Here is a 17262-nt window from a genome sequence, read left to right on the forward strand (position 1 = left end):
ATGGGGAATGCAGTAAACAGCAAAGATCAGCAGCTCGATTACCTAAAGAACAGACTCGATATGTTTATGAATGTCATTGATTCATTAGACCCTGAATCAACGGACGTTGAAGATATAGACCGGCTCATCGGCATGCTTGATGATCTGGAAGCAAAATACGAACGCTTTAAAAAGGATTGGGAATAAACCCCGGCGGATGCCGGGGTTTTTCTTTTTCCATAATGCGGCTGTATAAAAGGGCAGGGCCTACTGCAAAATAAGGAAAAATGCAGAAGGAGTGCTGGTCATGAAATGGTTTTGTTCAATTTGCTGCATGGCTGTTTTACTTGCGGGAGGCATCAACAGCGCAGAAGCCGTTCCGAATGAACGGATAAACTGGGGCTTTAAACGCAGCGTCAATCATCAGCCGCCGGATGCCGGCAGACAGCTGGACAATCTGGTCAAAAAATATGATGCTTTTTATTTGGGCAATACGAAAGAAAAGACCATCTATTTAACGTTTGATAACGGATATGAAAATGGGTACACCCCGAAAGTGCTTGATGTGTTAAAAAAACATCACGTCACGGGCACTTTTTTTGTCACGGGTCATTTTGTGAAAGAGCAGCCTGATTTGATTAAACGGATGTCAAAGGAAGGCCATATCATCGGCAATCATTCTTTTCATCATCCTGATCTGACGACAAAAACGGGCGATCAGATTCAAGACGAACTCGATTCCGTCACGGAAGCTGTGTACAACATTACCGGAAAGCGGGACAATCTGTATCTCCGTCCGCCGCGCGGCGTGTTCAGCGAATATGTCCTCAAAGAAACGAAGCGCCTCGGCTACCAAACCGTTTTCTGGTCCGTCGCATTTGTCGACTGGAAGGTTAACGAGCAAAAAGGGAAACAATACGCCTATGATCACATGATAAAGCAGGCGCATCCCGGCGCGATCTACCTTCTTCACACCGTTTCAAAGGACAATTCAGAAGCTCTGGACGATGCCATTACCGATTTGAAAAAAGAAGGCTACACGTTTAAAAGCATTGATGACCTGATGTTTGAGAAAGAAATGAAGCTGCCGCGCCTGTAGAAAACACCTCTCCTGGTAATGGAGAGGTGTTATTTTGTTATTTTAAGCTTTTAATCAGTGCAGCCCAATCCAGATCCCCGAAGCCTTGTTCGATCCCGCTTTCAAAATGGCTCTTGGCCAGCTCGGCAAGAGGGAGTTTTGCGGAAACCTGTTCAGCGGCGGCGAGCGCCAGATTGGTATCCTTCAGCCCTAAAGACATTTTGAAGCCGGCCGGCTCAAATTTCTCCTCAGCCATCATGGTTCCGTAATTTTGATAGACGGGAGAGCCAAAGAGCGCGCCGGCGATTTCTAAAAATTGTTTTTGCTCTAACCCGTACTTCTCCATCATTAAGAATGATTCAGATAACGCCTCCAGCATAGAAACGAGCAAGAAATTGACGCTGATTTTCGCGGCGTTGGCCGTTTTTGTTTCTTCACCAGTGTCAAATACTTGCTGACTCAGGATGTTAAGCAGCGGTTCGGCCTTTTTCTTCGCTTCCGCCGGTCCGGCTGTGATGATGCGAAGCTCGGCCTTCTCGGCGGCATCGGGGCGGCCGAGGACGGGAGCGGCAATAAAGGACTGCCCTCTGCCCGAATGTGCGGCGGAAAGCTGTTCTGACAGCGCCGTACTGATCGTGCTCATTGAAATATGAATGCCGTTTTCAGATAACCCGGCAATAATGCCGCAAGCTCCGAACGTTACGCCCGTTACGGCTTCATCGTCTGACAGCATGGACAGTACGATATCTGCATGTTCAGCTGCCTGGCGGGGCGTTTCGGCATATTCGGCCCCTTTTTCCAGCAGGTCAGCCGCTTTTTCTTTCGTCCGGTTATATACAGTCAGGCTGTATCCGGCTTTCATGATATTTTCGGCGATGGGGCGGCCCATATTGCCGAGTCCGACGATGGCGATCTTCATTTCACCCTCCAATGAAAAGTTTTCCACCATTATACATGCAAAATGGTTAATCCGCTGTGTACAGGATTGCCACTTTCAGTTCAGGTTCGGAAGACCATCCGGAGTCTGAGGCGGCTTTCCCCTTGTAAAATCCGGTAAATCGGGTTTTGATTATTGTTTTTGAACGGGGTTTTACAGTGAATGTTTTTGATTTGAATGTGACGTCCTTTATGTTTTCTGATAAATCCGGCGTGACAGAAATGGCTTGTTCCCCTTTTCCGTAATGATTGATATAAAGCGTGCAGCTCATGCCCGCTCTTTTTCGCTCAACCAGATAACTGCATTCGCTGCGGTGCTTCAAATATTCGACAGCCTCTTTTTCGGGCGCGAACTGTTTTAAGGAAAAAGCGGCATATTCGGTGGCAGGACTGATACCGGAAGCGGCCCCCATACTGAGAAAGATCAGAAACAGCCCCGCCGCGGGAAGCGTCCGCCTGAACGCGGCGGCACACCAGATTAACGCCGCAAAGTAAAGCACGACCCCGGGAATGACGGAGATATGGGCTCCATCTTCCGGCCAAGAGGAAAAGCCGAGCGACTCAAAGATGTAATCAGACACCGTACGGCCGTTATACAGCGGGGCAATGGACATGACACTGAAAGCCAGGAGGACAGAAGAAATGATTTTGTGAGAAAGGATGGTAACGGCGCACACCTCTTTACGTTTTTTTCCAGACTATCATGTTTTCTTAAAAAAAAGAACAGCCCGCAGCCGTTCTTACTTGAAAATATTAAACCAGCCTTTGCGGGCGAACCAAAACAGCATGGCGGCCACAAGGACGGCCATTACGCCCAAAACGATAAAATACCCGTATTTCCAATGAAGCTCAGGCATGTTATCGAAATTCATGCCGTAAACCCCTGCGATGAACGTCAGCGGGATAAAAATGGTCGAGACGATGGTTAATGTCATCATAATGGCGTTCATCCGGTTTGAATTCAGCGTCACATAGCTGTCCCGCAAATCTGACGTCATATCACGGTTTGACTCGATCAGCTCGGCCAGTTTTAACAGGTGGTCATAAATATCGCTGAAATACGCCTTCGTTTCACGGCTTTCTTTTACATGGTCAAGGCTCAAAATCCGGTACATTAAATCGCGCATCGGAATGATCGTCCGTCTCAGGTTCAAAAGATCAGTCCGCAATTCAAACACTTCATTCATTAAAGTGCCGTAAGATTTATGGGTTCTGCTGTCTTCAATTTCATTCAGCCGGTCTTCAATTTTGTACAGCACGGGGAAATATTCATCGACAAGCTGGTCCATAATCATATAAGTGATGTGCCCGGGCCCTTTTTTGGCTAATCCCGGAGAAGCGAAAAACCGTTCTCTCACCTTTGAGACGCCGGGCGATTCGTGCAAATGGAAGCTGACGATAAAACGGTCGGACTGAAAAATGTCCACCTCTTCCATTTCCAGTGTGTCCGGGTTCAAGGCGTGGAGCACATAAAAACGGTAGCCGTCATAATGGTCGATTTTCGGCCGCTGCATATGCTGAAAGCAATCCTCGATCGCAAGCGGATGAAAGTGAAAATAATCCCGCAGCAGCTCGGTTTCATGCATCTCGGCGCCGAAAAAATCAATCCAGTACCATGCGATGTCCGGTTGTTCTGTACGTGATAGGGGGATATTATCTAATATCTCATTATGTGTTGTGATTGCGGTTATATGTATCATAAACAACCCTCCGCCTGCCATTATATCATGCGGCGTTATGAAGAAAAGTATACGAATTGCCGCCCGGCCGCTTCATGATATACTTGGACAAAAAGGGGTGGAGCATATGTGGAAGGAAACGGTTTCGGTCACGCCGCCGTATCATTTTGATAAAGTCCTTGAAAGGCTGTCGCTCGATCCGCTGAATGCGGTCGATCTTAAAGCAAGGTCAATCAAAGTGCCGCTCAGAACACGGGACGGCAAACTGTCCGTCATCACGGTTCAAGGGGAAGGCACCGCCGCAGACCCGGTTTTTCTCGTCAGCGGAGAAACGGACCGCAAAGAGATGATTGAACGGATCAAACACATTTTTCAGTGGGAACAGCCGCTTCAGCCTGTGCTTGATCATTTCTCAAAAACAAATCTGTCGGCGCTTTTTGAGGAACATGCGGGAACCCCGCTCGTCTTGGAATATGACGTCTACAACTGTCTCATGAAATGCATCATCCACCAGCAGCTCAACCTGTCTTTCGCATTTACCTTAACGGAACGGTTCGTCCATGCCTTCGGTGAACAAAAAGACGGCGTCTGGAGCTATCCCGAGCCGAAAACGATCGCGGCGCTTGAGTATCAGGACTTGCGGGAGCTCCAGTTCAGCATGAGAAAAGCGGAATATGCGATTGACATTTCACGGATGATTGCAGAAGGAGCGCTCAATCTGGCGGAACTTACCCATTTGTCGGATGAAGACATTATGAAAAAGCTGATCGCCATCAGAGGCATCGGCCCGTGGACCGTCCAAAACGTCCTCATGTTCGGTCTCGGCCGCCCGAATCTGTTTCCTTTGGCGGACATCGGCCTGCAAAACGCCGTCAAACGCCGCTTCGCCCTAGAGGATAAACCGTCAAAAGACGTAATGCTCTAGGTAAGCAGCGAATGGGCGCCGTATTTAAGCTATGCGTCCTTGTACTTGTGGAGAAGTATTGAATGATGAGGATTTTGGAAACTTCCAGTGAAAAACATGAAGGAACCGCCGGCTGCATGTTATACTGAAAAGATGTGATATTTCAAATCAGCCGTTTTCCCATGAGGAAGGCTTTATATAGAAACGGAGAGAAAAAAACGTGAATCAACATCAAAAAAAGGCGCCTGCCGAATTGAAAATCGGACAGACATTTCCGCTGACCATCAAACGTCTCGGCATTAACGGAGAGGGCGTCGGCTATTTTAAGAAAAAAGTTGTCTTCGTTCCCGGCGCTCTGCCCGGTGAAGAAGTCGTTGCCGAAGCGACAAATGTGCAGCCGAAATTTTCAGAAGCACGCGTCAAAAAAATCCGCAAGCCGTCTGAACACCGTGTCACGCCGCCATGTCCGGTCTACGACCAGTGCGGCGGCTGTCAGCTTCAGCATCTGGCATACACCCAGCAGCTTCGCGAAAAACGCGACATCGTCATTCAGTCTCTGGAACGTCATACGAGATTCAATGTCGAAGAAATGAACATTAAAGATACGATCGGAATGGACAACCCTTGGAATTACCGGAACAAAAGCCAGTTCCAAGTCGGACGCTCGCAAAGCGGCAGCATCATTGCCGGCTTATACGGACTTGATTCCCATAAAATCGTCCCGATTAAGGAATGCATTGTCCAGCATCCGGCGACAAACAAAACAACGGGTATCGTCCGCCGTATTTTGGAAAAACACAACGTATCTGTTTATAACGAACGGACCAAAAAAGGCGATGTCCGCACCATCGTGACGAGAGTCGGTTTTGAAACAGGCGAAGTGCAGGTCGTGCTTGTCACCGCGAAAGAGACACTGCCGAATAAAGACGAGATCGTCAAAGCCATTCAGAACCGTCTGCCGGAAGTGAAATCGATTATTCAAAACATCAATGGCGCGCGCACATCCGTCATTTTCGGTGACAAAACAAAAGCGCTGGCCGGAAGCCATGCCATTCAAGAAGTGCTCGGTGACGTGTCATTTGAACTGAGCGCCCGCGCCTTCTTCCAGCTCAACCCTGAGCAGACGGTTAAGCTGTATGACGAAGTGAAACAAGCGGCTCAGCTGACAGGAAAAGAAAAAGTCGTAGACGCGTATTGCGGCGTCGGTACGATCGGCATGTGGGTTTCAAGCGGCGCAAAAGAGATCCGCGGCATGGACGTCATTAAAGAATCAATTGACGATGCGAAGAAAAACGCCAAAAAACACGGCATCAAAAACGCGGCATATGTCACAGGAACAGCCGAACACTGGCTCCCGAAATGGACGAAAGAAGGCTTCCGCCCTGACGTGGTCATCGTCGACCCGCCGAGAACGGGCTGTGACAGAACATTTTTAGATACCATCAAAAAAGTAAAACCGAAACGCTTCGTCTACGTATCCTGCAATCCTTCCACACTGGCGAAAGACTTGCAGACGCTGTCGAAGGACTATCGCGTCGAATATATTCAGCCTGTTGATATGTTTCCGCAGACGGCTCATGTGGAAGCCGTGGCGAAGCTTGTATTAAAATCGTCTAACTAAAATAAACAATTCGTAATCAGACCTGGATTTCGGTAAATAAACAATTCCGATTTCCGGGTTTTTTTTATGCGCAGCCTTTGCCCTGGCTGTCTTTTCGATTCTTTTTTCCTCCTTTTAATAGTAATTCTAAAATATGAGATTTTTGGAAATTCTTCAACGATTTTTGTGTTAACTTCAACTATAATTGAATTGTAGTCTGTTTAATATAGGAGGAAGGGATATATTGGTCAAAAAATCATTTATTGTAATTGAAAAACCAAAAGGAAACATAACAAAACTACCTTATTCACCTATAAAAGAATCTCTGTTACTAAACTTAAAAACTAGGAATGAAAAGGGAGAAATAGAATTAAGGTGTGAGTGTTCTGATAAGATAGTGCTTAAAGTTTCCAATGCAAAATCACCGTATTTATATAATTCTACCAGACAATTTAAACATTCCAAGGATTGTTGCCGACATCCTCAATTTGTGGGTTCAAGCCCATATGAAAAGGCCTGGAGCTACGATGAGGAAGAGGGATTACATATTGTTAGAATTAAAGAATTACATCTTTCTCAGCTAGGGGATAATAACGAAAGAAACAGTAATGTGAGAAATAATGTGATTTATCATGAAGGAACGGGATCTAATAAAAATGTATCAACGATTTTTGGCTTAGCCACAAGAATAAATATGATGGCGTGGGAAAGTATGGTGTTAGGAAAAAAACATAGAGTTCCTAATGATAAATATGAGTTAGCTAAACATGTTTATGGTATATCGGCTCGAATTAGGTTATCGAGAAAAAGAAAAACTTTAAACGAGATGTTTTATAAACAAGTAGGCATATGGAATGTAAAAGTAAAAAAAGATATCTATTTTGTTTACATGTATGTAAATAGTGTAATACCGCTTGGAGAAGATACTCTATTTGATAATACAAAAAAAGATATTCTGTATTGTGAAGATGCTTTTGGGCGAACTAATCGCTTCTATGTTGAAAAGGAGGAATATGAACACAAGAAAAAAATAGAACCGCATAGCCCTGAATATGTGGTAGCAGGTTTTGTGTATAAAGAAGACAAGTATCATAAATGTATGACTCTAAAAAATTACTGTTTAATACCGATATCTGGTAGAGGTTTATATTGTGAAAGTTCTCATGAAAAAAATATATATGATCGGTTATGTGAAGATAATCTAACATTTTATAAGCCTTATTTGCCAATAGAAGGTTATGGAAATTTTATTCCGGATGGATACGTTATCAATAAAGACAAGGATATAATATTTGAGGTGTTTGGTATTACTGGTATGTCCTCATATGATGAAAGAAAAGCAGAGAAAATTGCCTTATCTCAAACGGATTCCTTTAAGAGTATGTATAAATTTAAATATTGGGAAGTAAACTAATAGGAATGGAGTTTTCATTTAATGAGGGATAGTCATAGTTCCCATTAAGAAATTAATTCGTACCCAAAGTACATAAGCGAAGTTCAGGAAAGTATAAAGTTGCTTATTATAAGGGAGATTAATTGGGTTATTATAAACCAAGGAGAAGATTTGACTGTCTATAAGATCCAATTGCATGCGGGTTTTGGTAACGGAAATATAAAGCTGTAATAGATATACAATACAAACCCCATGCGATAGAAGTCTTGATTATAGCTAGACATAAATGGAGAAATATATATAGTGGATTTGTTGAAAAAAATATAGAAGGAGAGAACAACTTGAAAATATGGAACCATTATGAACTTGAGGCTTTGTTTAAAGATTCAAAGGAATTTATTCCTTTTTTAAACGAATTTATGCAAAACAATTCTCTGGAAGATACTTTAGAAATCGTTAGAGTCTCAGGCGTTTGTTTTAACATCAACAATAATAGACAAAAGATATCAAAAAAAGTCATATCTAACATTAAAGCAGTTTATAAGAGTGATATTAAGTTAATTGATAATTTTGAAGAAAAAATTAATATAATTAATTCAATTTTTAAGGATTTTTATAAATTGAGATCATCCAGGAAATTAGACCAAATTCCTCAGAAGAGAGAGGTAATAACATTTATTCTTTCTTTAGAGATTATGTTAGGTTCTCTAATTGAGTATATTAATGGGAATTCTATACATAGAATTAAAGAGGTGTATCCATACGTCATCTCATTGTTTGATGAAGGTAAACAAAAAATATTACCTGCTCAAAAAGATATAAATCGTGTATTAGGTATAGCTGATAGTATTGCAGAGTTTGCGGGGAGTTTACTGAAGTCTATGGGAGGTGGAAAAGGTAATATAGGAAAACTTGAAACTATGCGCATGAGTCACATAAGAGTCGCAAGAGAGCATATTGAACTATTTGATTTGTGGTCGTCTCTTTTGAACATTGAACAAAAATGGCGTTTTATCGGTACAGATTTTGATATAGATAATAAGAAAATTCACATCCAGCCCAAGAATGAAGATTTTTTACATGCACAAGAAATCTCAAAAGTGAGATTTAAGGATCAAAGAAGTAAATGGTATACGGATTTTAATTTAGCCGATAAAACAGAATTGGAACGTAAAATTGATCAAAATGCAAAGAAATTACCTCCAGCTCATTATCTTTGCGAGAATGAAGCATATTATTGTATTGCGATAGGAGAATTTCTACACACTCATGATCTAAATATAAGGCTTTTAGGTGTGTCACTCGCAGAATGGATTAGAGCTTACGTTGTAATTCAAATTGAGGCTGAAAATTATTTAAAGGAAAGATTCGAGTCAAAAGTAGTTAAACCATTAAACTTAAATAATTGGACTATTATGAAAACTGAAACTTACTGGATAAACTTATTTGTTTCAAAGGGAGTATCTCAAGCCAGTGCTCTTAAAATCATCAATAACTTCAAATTTAATCAAGATGCAAAAGATTTGTTAGATTGTCCTTTTGTCGTTCATAATGACAGTTTGATTATTATTCCTTCTGTGGCATCACATATAGATCCTTCAATGTCATTGATATCTCTGTTAAATAAGAAGAAAGTGGATATTTCTTTTAAGGGTACTGGATTAGAAGAATACATATTAAATAAACTAAACAAGCTAGATATTGGCGCGAAAAGACTAAAGAGAATTGTTAATGGTGAAACATATGAATGTGATGTAGTTTTTACTATTGACAATGATTTGTTCTTTGTAGAATTAAAAGCCTTTGGTCAACCACTAACTATTAGGGAATATTATAATTTCTTAATAAAGATAATACAAAGGGAAACGGAAAAGATAAATAAAAGCCATAAAGAAAGAAGTGCTGTCGAGCAACTAAATCGTATTGTTGATTATTACGTGGAGAATATAAACATTGTAAGAGAAGAATTGAAACTAGAAGAAGAATGGCATCCTAAAAATATTTATAAAGTTATTGTAACGACAGCAATGCTTGGTGAAAGTATGTATTATAATGATTGCTATATTGCTGATACTTCAGCTTTTGTTCGGTTTTTAGATAGGAATCCTCCGGGTTTTTCAATAGGAAATAGATCTTTAAAACCGTATCACGAAGATTTTGAAGGAAATATAACATCTGAAAAGCTAATTAATATGTTGAAAAATCCTCCACAAATAGAGTTGGGAAATATAAGAGTCAAAAAGAATTATAGAAACCTTGCGATAAATGATTTAACTGTTCAATACCCATATTATAATGATCAATTAGGTGATTTTATCGAATACGATAAAGAATTATTGCAAAGATTAGGTTTAGAGAAGGATGAAATTAAAAAAGATTAAAAAAATTGCAGAATAAAAAAATTAAGCTCCACTCATTGAATGCAAGCTTAAATTTATGCCTACAGCTAAACTTAGAGATAAATGGTGGGTCTATTTTTAAGATGTAATTACTATTAAAGATATATGTTAGGCAAGCTAAGCGTTGATAGATAAATAGGGAATTTTTTTATAATGTGGATTTTTGGAGGAGATGATAATGGATTTGAAAATCAAATTACCATAGGAATTCTTCATTAAGGGAAAGGCTAATCATACAATTAATTTTGAAATTCCTTTGCCTGAACATATAAAATGGGCTAAAAGATCAAAAATTTAGATCAATGAAAGGTGTTTATGTAACAGATTTAAAAAACCAAACTCGTAATTGTATATATGTGGGGGAAGGTAGCATGCGTAATAGATTAAGTAGACATAAGTATACATTAAAGAGTCTTCTTAGTAATAATGAGCATTGTCGATCTTCGGTCTTTTTCTTGCACGGCCCTCTCCAGATTTTCATTTTAAAAAATGAAACATAAGAGGACAGGCGATCACGTTGATTAGAGCAAAAGCAAGTAATATGAATGATTTGTTTCAACCTAATACCATTTATGTGTGTTAATGAAATGTTCAAAATTTACTATCGTTTGATAAGAAGTGCTGACACATGCTATAAGTGTAAAAGAAGCATGGTCAGTTTTTAATTTTGGGATAAAGGTTTGGCTGTATCCCATCATGAAAGGATTTGGATTTGTTATGACAGATAATTTCTGGCGTGAATTACCACGGCCATTTTTTGTACTGGCACCAATGGAAGATGTGACGGATGTCGTTTTTCGCCATGTTGTGAGTGAAGCAGGCAGACCTGATGTGTTTTTCACAGAGTTTACAAACTCAGAAAGTTATTGTCACCCGGATGGGAAGGATAGTGTGCGCGGCCGTTTGACTTTCACGGAGGATGAACAGCCGATGGTTGCCCACATATGGGGAGATAAGCCTGAAAACTTTCGCCAAATGAGTATTGGGATGGCGGAATTAGGGTTTAAGGGCCTGGATATCAATATGGGCTGTCCTGTACCTAATGTGGCGGGGAATGGAAAGGGAAGCGGCCTGATTTGCCGTCCTGAAGTTGCAGCCGAATTAATACAGGCGGCGAAAGCAGGAGGTCTGCCGGTAAGTGTGAAGACCAGACTTGGCTACACGGATATAGACGAATGGCGCGGCTGGCTGACACACATACTGAAACAAGACATTGCGAATCTTTCCATTCATCTGCGTACAAGAGCGGAAATGAGTAAAGTAGATGCGCATTGGGAGCTCATCCCGGAAATCAAGAAACTTCGTGATGAGATAGCGCCGGATACCCTATTGACGATCAATGGGGATATTCCTGACCGTGAAACCGGCTTGAAACTCGCTGAACAATACGGTGTTGACGGGATTATGATTGGACGAGGCATTTTTACTAATCCATTCGCCTTTGAAAAGGAGCCGAGAGAGCATAGCAGTAAGGAATTGCTTGATCTTTTGAGATTGCACCTGGATCTTCATGATGAATATTCAAAAGCAGAAGCTCGAGCATATAAACCGCTCCCCCGCTTTTTCAAGATATATCTCCGCGGATTCCGTGGAGCAAGTGAATTAAGAAATCAATGCATGAATACAAAGTCAACAGATGAAGTGCGTGCATTGCTCGATGACTTTGAGAGAAAGTATCTTGATGGGATGGAGCAAGAGTGACATAAATACCTCTTCATCCGGCCCGGATTTCGGTTTGAATTCCGGGTCTTTTTGTGTGCAGTTTTTACCCAGACAGATCCATGGCCAGTTTCGTCATGCAGAAATAAACGAATCATGGTACATTGATAGGACATACATCATAAAGGGGAGAGAAAAATGAAACGACTGTGCATCATCCCCTGCGGCAAGAAAAAAATTTGGGATGTCCATTCAGATACAGGTCCGGTAAGGGCGGAAGACGTTTATCTCAGCCCGTTTCATCAGGCGTGCGAGCGATATGCGAAAGCATTTTTCGATGAGTGGGTAATTTTGTCGGCAAAGCACGGATTCCTTCGTCCGGATGATATGGTTCCCGGAAATTACGATGTCACTTTTGGAACCGGTCATCCGGAGATCATGGCAGCGGACGAGCTGCGCCGTCAATTTCATGAAAAAGGCTTTTCCGACATCGAAGAGCTTGTCATGCTTGGCGGGAAAAAATACCGAAGCGTCCTAAACGCCGTCATCGGAGAGCATCAGCATATCACCTGGCCTTTGTCATCGTATAAAGGCATTGGCTACATGCTTCAAGCGCTGAATCGGGCTGTTGAAGAAAAGCATGAACTGCAGCACGCGGATATGAAAAAAAGAGTGTAACCACTCAAACGCCGCGATAGACTGTATGCAGAAGAATGAAGCAGTTAAAAGATTTCCGAGGAAATAAATACGTCGATCATTGTCAAAGACAGGGTGATGACCGGTCTTTTTTGTATGCCATAAAACGAGACAAAGGGAACAGATCGAGACAAAATGAGACACCTGTCTCAAACTGTCTCCATTGTAAAAATAAAAACATTCATTTTACGGGCTTCAAAGGCTGGCATGCTTCTTGCATTTATAAGTGTGAACCCTAAATAGAAGGAGGCGCACAAAATGGAATTGTTAAAACGAGAAGGCTTGTCATTAACTGAGGAGAAAGCGCTGTGGATGTACCAAAAGATGCTGGAAATCAGGGGCTTTGAAGACAAAGTGCATGAACTGTTCGCGCAAGGAGTGCTTCCCGGATTCGTCCATTTGTATGCCGGTGAAGAAGCGGTAGCTGCGGGGGTGTGCGCTCATTTAGATGATGGCGACAGCATTACAAGCACACACAGGGGACATGGCCATTGTATCGCCAAAGGCTGTGATCTGGACGGCATGATGGCGGAAATATTCGGAAAAGCGACCGGACTGTGTAAAGGCAAAGGCGGTTCTATGCACATTGCGGATCTTGATAAAGGCATGTTAGGCGCAAATGGAATCGTCGGGGGCGGATTCACGCTCGCATGCGGATCAGCGCTCACGGCTAAATATAAACAAACTAAAAATGTAAGCGTTTGCTTTTTTGGGGACGGAGCCAATAACCAAGGGACTTTCCATGAAGGGCTGAACTTAGCGGCAGTATGGAACCTTCCTGTCGTGTTCATCGCCGAAAACAACGGCTACGGCGAAGCCACGACATTTGAGTACGCGTCAGCCTGTGATTCAATCGCCGATCGGGCGGCTTCCTATAACATGCCGGGGGTCACGGTGGACGGAAAAGATATTTTAGCGGTTTATCAGGCAGCCGGGGAAGCGATAGAAAGAGCAAGAAACGGCGGAGGCCCGTCTTTGATTGAATGTATGACTTACAGAAACTACGGACATTTCGAAGGAGATGCCCAAACTTATAAAACAAAGGATGAAAAGGCTGAGCATCTTGAAGAAAAAGATGCCATTCAAGGCTTTAAAAACTATCTTCTAAAAGAAACAGATGCAAATAAACTGTCAGACATCGAACAGCGTGTCAGCGAATCGATTGAAAAAGCCGTCTCGTTCAGCGAAAAGAGTCCATATCCGAAAGAGTCGGAGCTGTTGACAGACGTCTACGTGTCATATGAAAAAGGGGGAATGTGAGATGGCGAGAGTCATAAGCATGTCGGACGCGATCAATGAAGCAATGAAGCTTGCGATGAGAAAAGATGACAATGTGCTTGTAATCGGTGAAGATGTCGCCGGAGGAGCGGCGGTCGATCATTTGCAAGATGATGAAGCATGGGGCGGTGTATTAGGGGTCACAAAGGGGCTCGTACAGGAATTCGGCAGAAACAGGGTGCTGGACACACCGATTTCTGAGGCGGGCTACATGGGTGCGGCCATGGCTGCGGCATCCACGGGGCTGAGACCGATTGCGGAACTGATGTTTAACGATTTTATCGGAACGTGCTTTGATCAGGTGATCAACCAAGGGGCGAAATTCCGCTATATGTTCGGCGGTAAAGCGCAAGTGCCGATCACCGTCCGCACCACATACGGAGCCGGGTTCCGGGCAGCCGCTCAGCATTCGCAGGCGCTGTATGGCCTGTTCACCAGCATCCCGGGTCTGAAGACGGTTGTGCCGTCCAATCCATATGACGCCAAAGGTTTGCTGCTGGCGGCAATAGAAGACAATGATCCGGTATTCTTTTTTGAAGATAAAACGTCCTACAACATGAAGGGCGAGGTGCCGGAAGATTATTATACAATCCCGCTCGGAAAAGCGGATATCAAACGCGAAGGCAGCGACATCACGCTGTTTGCGGTCGGCAAGCAGGTCAATACCGCGCTTGAAGCGGCTGCACAGCTTTCTGAGAAAGGCATCGACGCCGAGGTGCTTGATCCCCGGAGTCTGTCTCCTTTAGATGAGGAAGCGATTTTCACATCGTTAGAAAAAACAAACCGGCTGATCATCATAGACGAAGCCAATCCGCGCTGCAGCATCGCCACGGATATTGCTGCGATTGTCGCCGATAAGGGCTTTGATTTGCTTGATGCGCCGATTAAACGGATTACAGCGCCGCATACACCGGTGCCGTTTTCGCCGGTGCTTGAAGATCAATATTTGCCGACACCAGACCAAATTGTCAGCGTCACGCTTGAATTGCTTGGCGAGCCGGCAATGAATTAAAGGAGGGATATAGAATGGCTGTAAAAGTAGTAATGCCGAAGCTGGGAATGGCAATGAAGCAAGGTGAAGTATCCGTCTGGAATAAAAAAGTCGGCGACCCGGTTGAAAAGGGAGAAAGCATCGCCAGCATCAACTCGGAAAAAATAGAAATGGAAATAGAAGCGCCTGAAAGCGGCACGCTTCTTCACATTAAAGTCAAAGAGGGAGAAGGAGTCCCGCCGGGAACGCCCATCTGTTATATCGGGGAAAACGGCGAAGAAGTGCGGGAGAAGGAGGCGCCGGCTCCTGAAAATGCAGGGAAACCGCAATCTGAACCTGAATCTGAACATATTCCTGCTCCCAAAGCCGTGCAAAAGCGTAAACACCGCGTGAAAATATCTCCCGTTGCCCGAAAAATGGCGGAGAAAGCCGGGTTGAAAGTTGATACGCTGAACGGGACGGGGCCCGGAGGCAGAATCGTAAAAGCTGACGTCATCAAGGCCATGAAGACGGAATCTGAACCGCAGTCTTCGGTTCAGACGGCACAGCCGGAGGGAAAACCGGCTTCAGCGATGAGAAAAGTGATTGCAGACCGAATGCACAAAAGCCTGCAAAACAGCGCCCAGCTGACGCTGACGATGAAAGCGGACATTACGGAGCTTGTAAAATGGCAGCGGCAGCTCGCCGACAGCGCGAAAAAGCGGAGCGGTGTTAAACTGACGGTCACACATTTCGTATCCCGGGCCGCGGTGCTTGCGCTGAAACAGCATCCTGAGCTGAACAGCTCTTATCAAGAGGAGCGGATCATCACCTATCCATATGTCCACCTCGGGATGGCGGTTTCTCTTGAAAACGGTCTCGTCGTGCCGGTGATCCGGGATGCGGAAAAGCTTTCATTCCTTGAGCTAGCGGATCATATCAGCACATCGGCACGCCGGGCGCGGGAAGGCAATGCTTCCGGAGATGACCTGTGCGGATCGACATTTTCTATTACAAATCTCGGGGGTTACGGAATTGAGCATTTCACCCCGATTCTTAATCCGCCTGAAGCCGGTATTCTCGGAGTGGGCGCAAGCTATGAAACGCCGGCGTTTAAAGGAGATGAGCTTGTCAAAAGCACCATGCTGCCGCTGAGCCTTACCTTTGATCACAGAATATGTGACGGCGCACCGGCTGCGGACTTCCTGAAAACGGTCAAAGCGCTGCTTGAAGAGCCGGCCGGATTGATTTTATAGAGAGGGTGAAGAGATTGACACTAGCCATTATCGGCGGCGGGCCTGCAGGATATGCAGCTGCCGTGACTGCCGCGCGGAGGGGAGAAGAAGTCGTTCTGATCGACAAAGGGCCGCTCGGAGGCACTTGTCTCAATGAGGGATGCATCCCGACAAAGTCGCTTTTGGAAAGCGCGAATGTGCTCGATAAAATCAGGCATGCAGATACATTCGGCATCGAACTGCCGCAAAACATTACACTCAATTGGGCCCGCATGCAGGGGCGCAAACGGCAAATCGTCAGCCGGCTCGTGCAGGGAATTCAATACTTAATGAAAGCAAATCAGATTAAAGTCATCAGCGGGACAGCTTCATTTCTCACAGAGCAGACATTGCTTGTTGAAGGAGAAGGAGGCGCAAAAGACATTCTGGAAGCGGAGCGGATATTGATTGCATCCGGATCTGAACCGGCGGAGCTGCCGTTTGCCCCATTTGACGGCGATTGGGTGATCGACAGCAAAGATGCGCTTTCTTTACAGAAAATCCCTTCTTCTCTGCTTATTGTCGGGGGAGGTGTGATCGGCTGTGAATTTGCCTCTTTATTCAGCCGGTTTAAAACGAAAGTGACGGTGATTGAATCGGCTGACCGGCTGCTCCCGGCAGAAGACGGGGAAATCGCCGCCGTTTTCGAAGACTCTTTAAGAGACAGCGGGGCTGATATTCAGACAAAAGCCGCCCTTCAACGGATTGATAAAGAAAGGAAAACTGCCGTGTGGACAAAAGACGGCAAAGAAATTGAGGCGCAGGCTGATCACGTTTTGGTTGCAATCGGGAGAAAGCCGCGTTTGCATGGCTTGAATCTGGAGCAGGCCGGCATCCGGTATTCTCCGCGCGGCATTGAAGTCAATGACCATATGCAGACCAATGTGCCTCATATATACGCATGCGGCGATGCGGCCGGAGGAATGCAGCTCGCGCATGCCGCCATTCATGAAGGAATCACAGCCGCCGCGCATGCCGCGGGAAAGGACAGCAAAGTCGATATGCGGGCGGTGCCCCGCTGTATTTATACATCGCCGGAAATGGCCGCTGTCGGGCTGACGGAAACACAGGCGAGAGAAACATACGGAGATGTGAAAATCGGAGAATGCTCATTTTCTGCTAACGGAAAAGCGTTAATTAAACATCAGCATGGCGGCAAAATGAAAATCATTGCCGAACCGGAATTCGGAGAAATCGTCGGCGTGTCAATGATCGGGCCGGACGTGACGGAATTGATCGGTCAGGCGGTCATGATGATGAACGGTGAAATGACGGCGGATATGTCGGAGCACTTTATCGCGGCGCATCCGACTCTGTCAGAAACGCTTCAGGAAGCCCTGCTGAATGTCACCGGACTTGCGGTGCATTCCGTATAACCGGAATACCCTTTCTCAGATGAGAAGGGGTATTTTTCGTT

The 17262-nt window shown here is 44.4% G+C and carries 14 protein-coding genes and 1 pseudogene; 12 read left to right on the forward strand and 3 right to left on the reverse strand.

The features are described 5' to 3' along the window. Both U2H13_RS04185 and pdaA read left to right on the forward strand, forming a co-directional pair. Positions 1 to 186 carry an SE1561 family protein gene (locus U2H13_RS04185; protein WP_003155558.1) on the forward strand — a complete coding sequence of 62 codons (186 nt, stop codon included), beginning with the start codon at positions 1 to 3 and terminating at the stop codon, positions 184 to 186. Positions 187 to 286: 100 nt separating this feature from the next. Continuing rightward, positions 287 to 1078 carry a delta-lactam-biosynthetic de-N-acetylase gene (gene pdaA, locus U2H13_RS04190; protein WP_003155556.1) on the forward strand — a complete coding sequence of 264 codons (792 nt, stop codon included), beginning with the start codon at positions 287 to 289 and terminating at the stop codon, positions 1076 to 1078. A gap of 37 nt (positions 1079 to 1115) precedes the next feature. Here pdaA and U2H13_RS04195 read toward each other — a convergent pair whose 3' ends face one another. The 3 genes from U2H13_RS04195 to corA all read right to left on the reverse strand — a co-directional run bounded on the left by U2H13_RS04195 (position 1116) and on the right by corA (position 3693). Beyond that, positions 1116 to 1976, reverse strand: a complete 861-nt coding sequence (locus U2H13_RS04195) for an NAD(P)-dependent oxidoreductase (protein WP_065180771.1) — start codon at positions 1974 to 1976, stop codon at positions 1116 to 1118. 46 nt (positions 1977 to 2022) lie between these two features. Further along, complete coding sequence (locus U2H13_RS04200; RefSeq protein ID WP_022552762.1) at positions 2023 to 2670, reverse strand: hypothetical protein; 648 nt, start codon at positions 2668 to 2670, stop codon at positions 2023 to 2025. A gap of 63 nt (positions 2671 to 2733) precedes the next feature. Further along, positions 2734 to 3693: a magnesium/cobalt transporter CorA gene (corA, locus tag U2H13_RS04205; RefSeq protein ID WP_007408518.1), complete on the reverse strand. Its 960-nt coding sequence runs from the start codon at positions 3691 to 3693 to the stop codon at positions 2734 to 2736. Positions 3694 to 3799: 106 nt separating this feature from the next. Between corA and U2H13_RS04210 the strand changes: the two are divergent. From U2H13_RS04210 to lpdA, 10 genes and pseudogenes are all read left to right on the forward strand, one after another. After that, positions 3800 to 4663: pseudogene (locus U2H13_RS04210) on the forward strand (DNA-3-methyladenine glycosylase family protein). Positions 4664 to 4796: 133 nt separating this feature from the next. Continuing rightward, positions 4797 to 6197, forward strand: a complete 1401-nt coding sequence (gene rlmD / locus U2H13_RS04215; protein ID WP_029974025.1) for a 23S rRNA (uracil(1939)-C(5))-methyltransferase RlmD — start codon at positions 4797 to 4799, stop codon at positions 6195 to 6197. A gap of 223 nt (positions 6198 to 6420) precedes the next feature. Further along, positions 6421 to 7590: a hypothetical protein gene (locus U2H13_RS04220; RefSeq protein ID WP_053573593.1), complete on the forward strand. Its 1170-nt coding sequence runs from the start codon at positions 6421 to 6423 to the stop codon at positions 7588 to 7590. A gap of 320 nt (positions 7591 to 7910) precedes the next feature. Further along, positions 7911 to 9950: a hypothetical protein gene (locus U2H13_RS04225; protein ID WP_376700688.1), complete on the forward strand. Its 2040-nt coding sequence runs from the start codon at positions 7911 to 7913 to the stop codon at positions 9948 to 9950. A 735-nt stretch (positions 9951 to 10685) separates the two neighbouring features. Next, entirely contained in the window at positions 10686 to 11669 is a 984-nt protein-coding gene (locus tag U2H13_RS04230) for a tRNA-dihydrouridine synthase (protein WP_007408522.1), read from the forward strand. A gap of 156 nt (positions 11670 to 11825) precedes the next feature. Then, positions 11826 to 12305, forward strand: coding sequence for a DUF6884 domain-containing protein (locus tag U2H13_RS04235; RefSeq protein WP_015417042.1), 480 nt, complete (start codon positions 11826 to 11828; stop codon positions 12303 to 12305). Positions 12306 to 12581: 276 nt separating this feature from the next. Next, positions 12582 to 13583 carry an acetoin:2,6-dichlorophenolindophenol oxidoreductase subunit alpha gene (gene acoA / locus U2H13_RS04240; RefSeq protein ID WP_053285219.1) on the forward strand — a complete coding sequence of 334 codons (1002 nt, stop codon included), beginning with the start codon at positions 12582 to 12584 and terminating at the stop codon, positions 13581 to 13583. Position 13584: 1 nt separating this feature from the next. After that, on the forward strand, positions 13585 to 14613 hold the full coding sequence (gene acoB / locus U2H13_RS04245) for an acetoin:2,6-dichlorophenolindophenol oxidoreductase subunit beta (RefSeq protein ID WP_021493859.1): 1029 nt from the start codon (positions 13585 to 13587) through the stop codon (positions 14611 to 14613). A gap of 14 nt (positions 14614 to 14627) precedes the next feature. After that, positions 14628 to 15827, forward strand: a complete 1200-nt coding sequence (locus tag U2H13_RS04250) for a dihydrolipoamide acetyltransferase family protein (RefSeq protein WP_021493858.1) — start codon at positions 14628 to 14630, stop codon at positions 15825 to 15827. Between the two features lie 14 nt (positions 15828 to 15841). Beyond that, positions 15842 to 17221 carry a dihydrolipoyl dehydrogenase gene (gene lpdA / locus U2H13_RS04255; protein ID WP_021493857.1) on the forward strand — a complete coding sequence of 460 codons (1380 nt, stop codon included), beginning with the start codon at positions 15842 to 15844 and terminating at the stop codon, positions 17219 to 17221. Positions 17222 to 17262: the final 41 nt, after the last annotated feature.

Origin of the sequence: Bacillus sp. A1, from assembly GCF_042296235.1 — a bacterium.
In the GTDB taxonomy this organism is placed as follows: domain Bacteria; phylum Bacillota; class Bacilli; order Bacillales; family Bacillaceae; genus Bacillus; species Bacillus velezensis.

Excerpts from the sequence above, each read along its gene's own strand:
- U2H13_RS04185 (WP_003155558.1), top strand. The coding sequence starts at position 1 with ATGGGGAATGCAGTAAACAGCAAAGATCAGCAGCTCGATTACCTAAAG.
- acoA (WP_053285219.1), top strand. The coding sequence starts at position 12,582 with ATGGAATTGTTAAAACGAGAAGGCTTGTCATTAACTGAGGAGAAAGCG.
- U2H13_RS04250 (WP_021493858.1), top strand. The coding sequence starts at position 14,628 with ATGGCTGTAAAAGTAGTAATGCCGAAGCTGGGAATGGCAATGAAGCAA.
- U2H13_RS04195 (WP_065180771.1), bottom strand. The coding sequence starts at position 1,976 with ATGAAGATCGCCATCGTCGGACTCGGCAATATGGGCCGCCCCATCGCC.
- U2H13_RS04235 (WP_015417042.1), top strand. The coding sequence starts at position 11,826 with ATGAAACGACTGTGCATCATCCCCTGCGGCAAGAAAAAAATTTGGGAT.
- corA (WP_007408518.1), bottom strand. The coding sequence starts at position 3,693 with ATGATACATATAACCGCAATCACAACACATAATGAGATATTAGATAAT.
- pdaA (WP_003155556.1), top strand. The coding sequence starts at position 287 with ATGAAATGGTTTTGTTCAATTTGCTGCATGGCTGTTTTACTTGCGGGA.
- U2H13_RS04230 (WP_007408522.1), top strand. The coding sequence starts at position 10,686 with ATGACAGATAATTTCTGGCGTGAATTACCACGGCCATTTTTTGTACTG.
- acoB (WP_021493859.1), top strand. The coding sequence starts at position 13,585 with ATGGCGAGAGTCATAAGCATGTCGGACGCGATCAATGAAGCAATGAAG.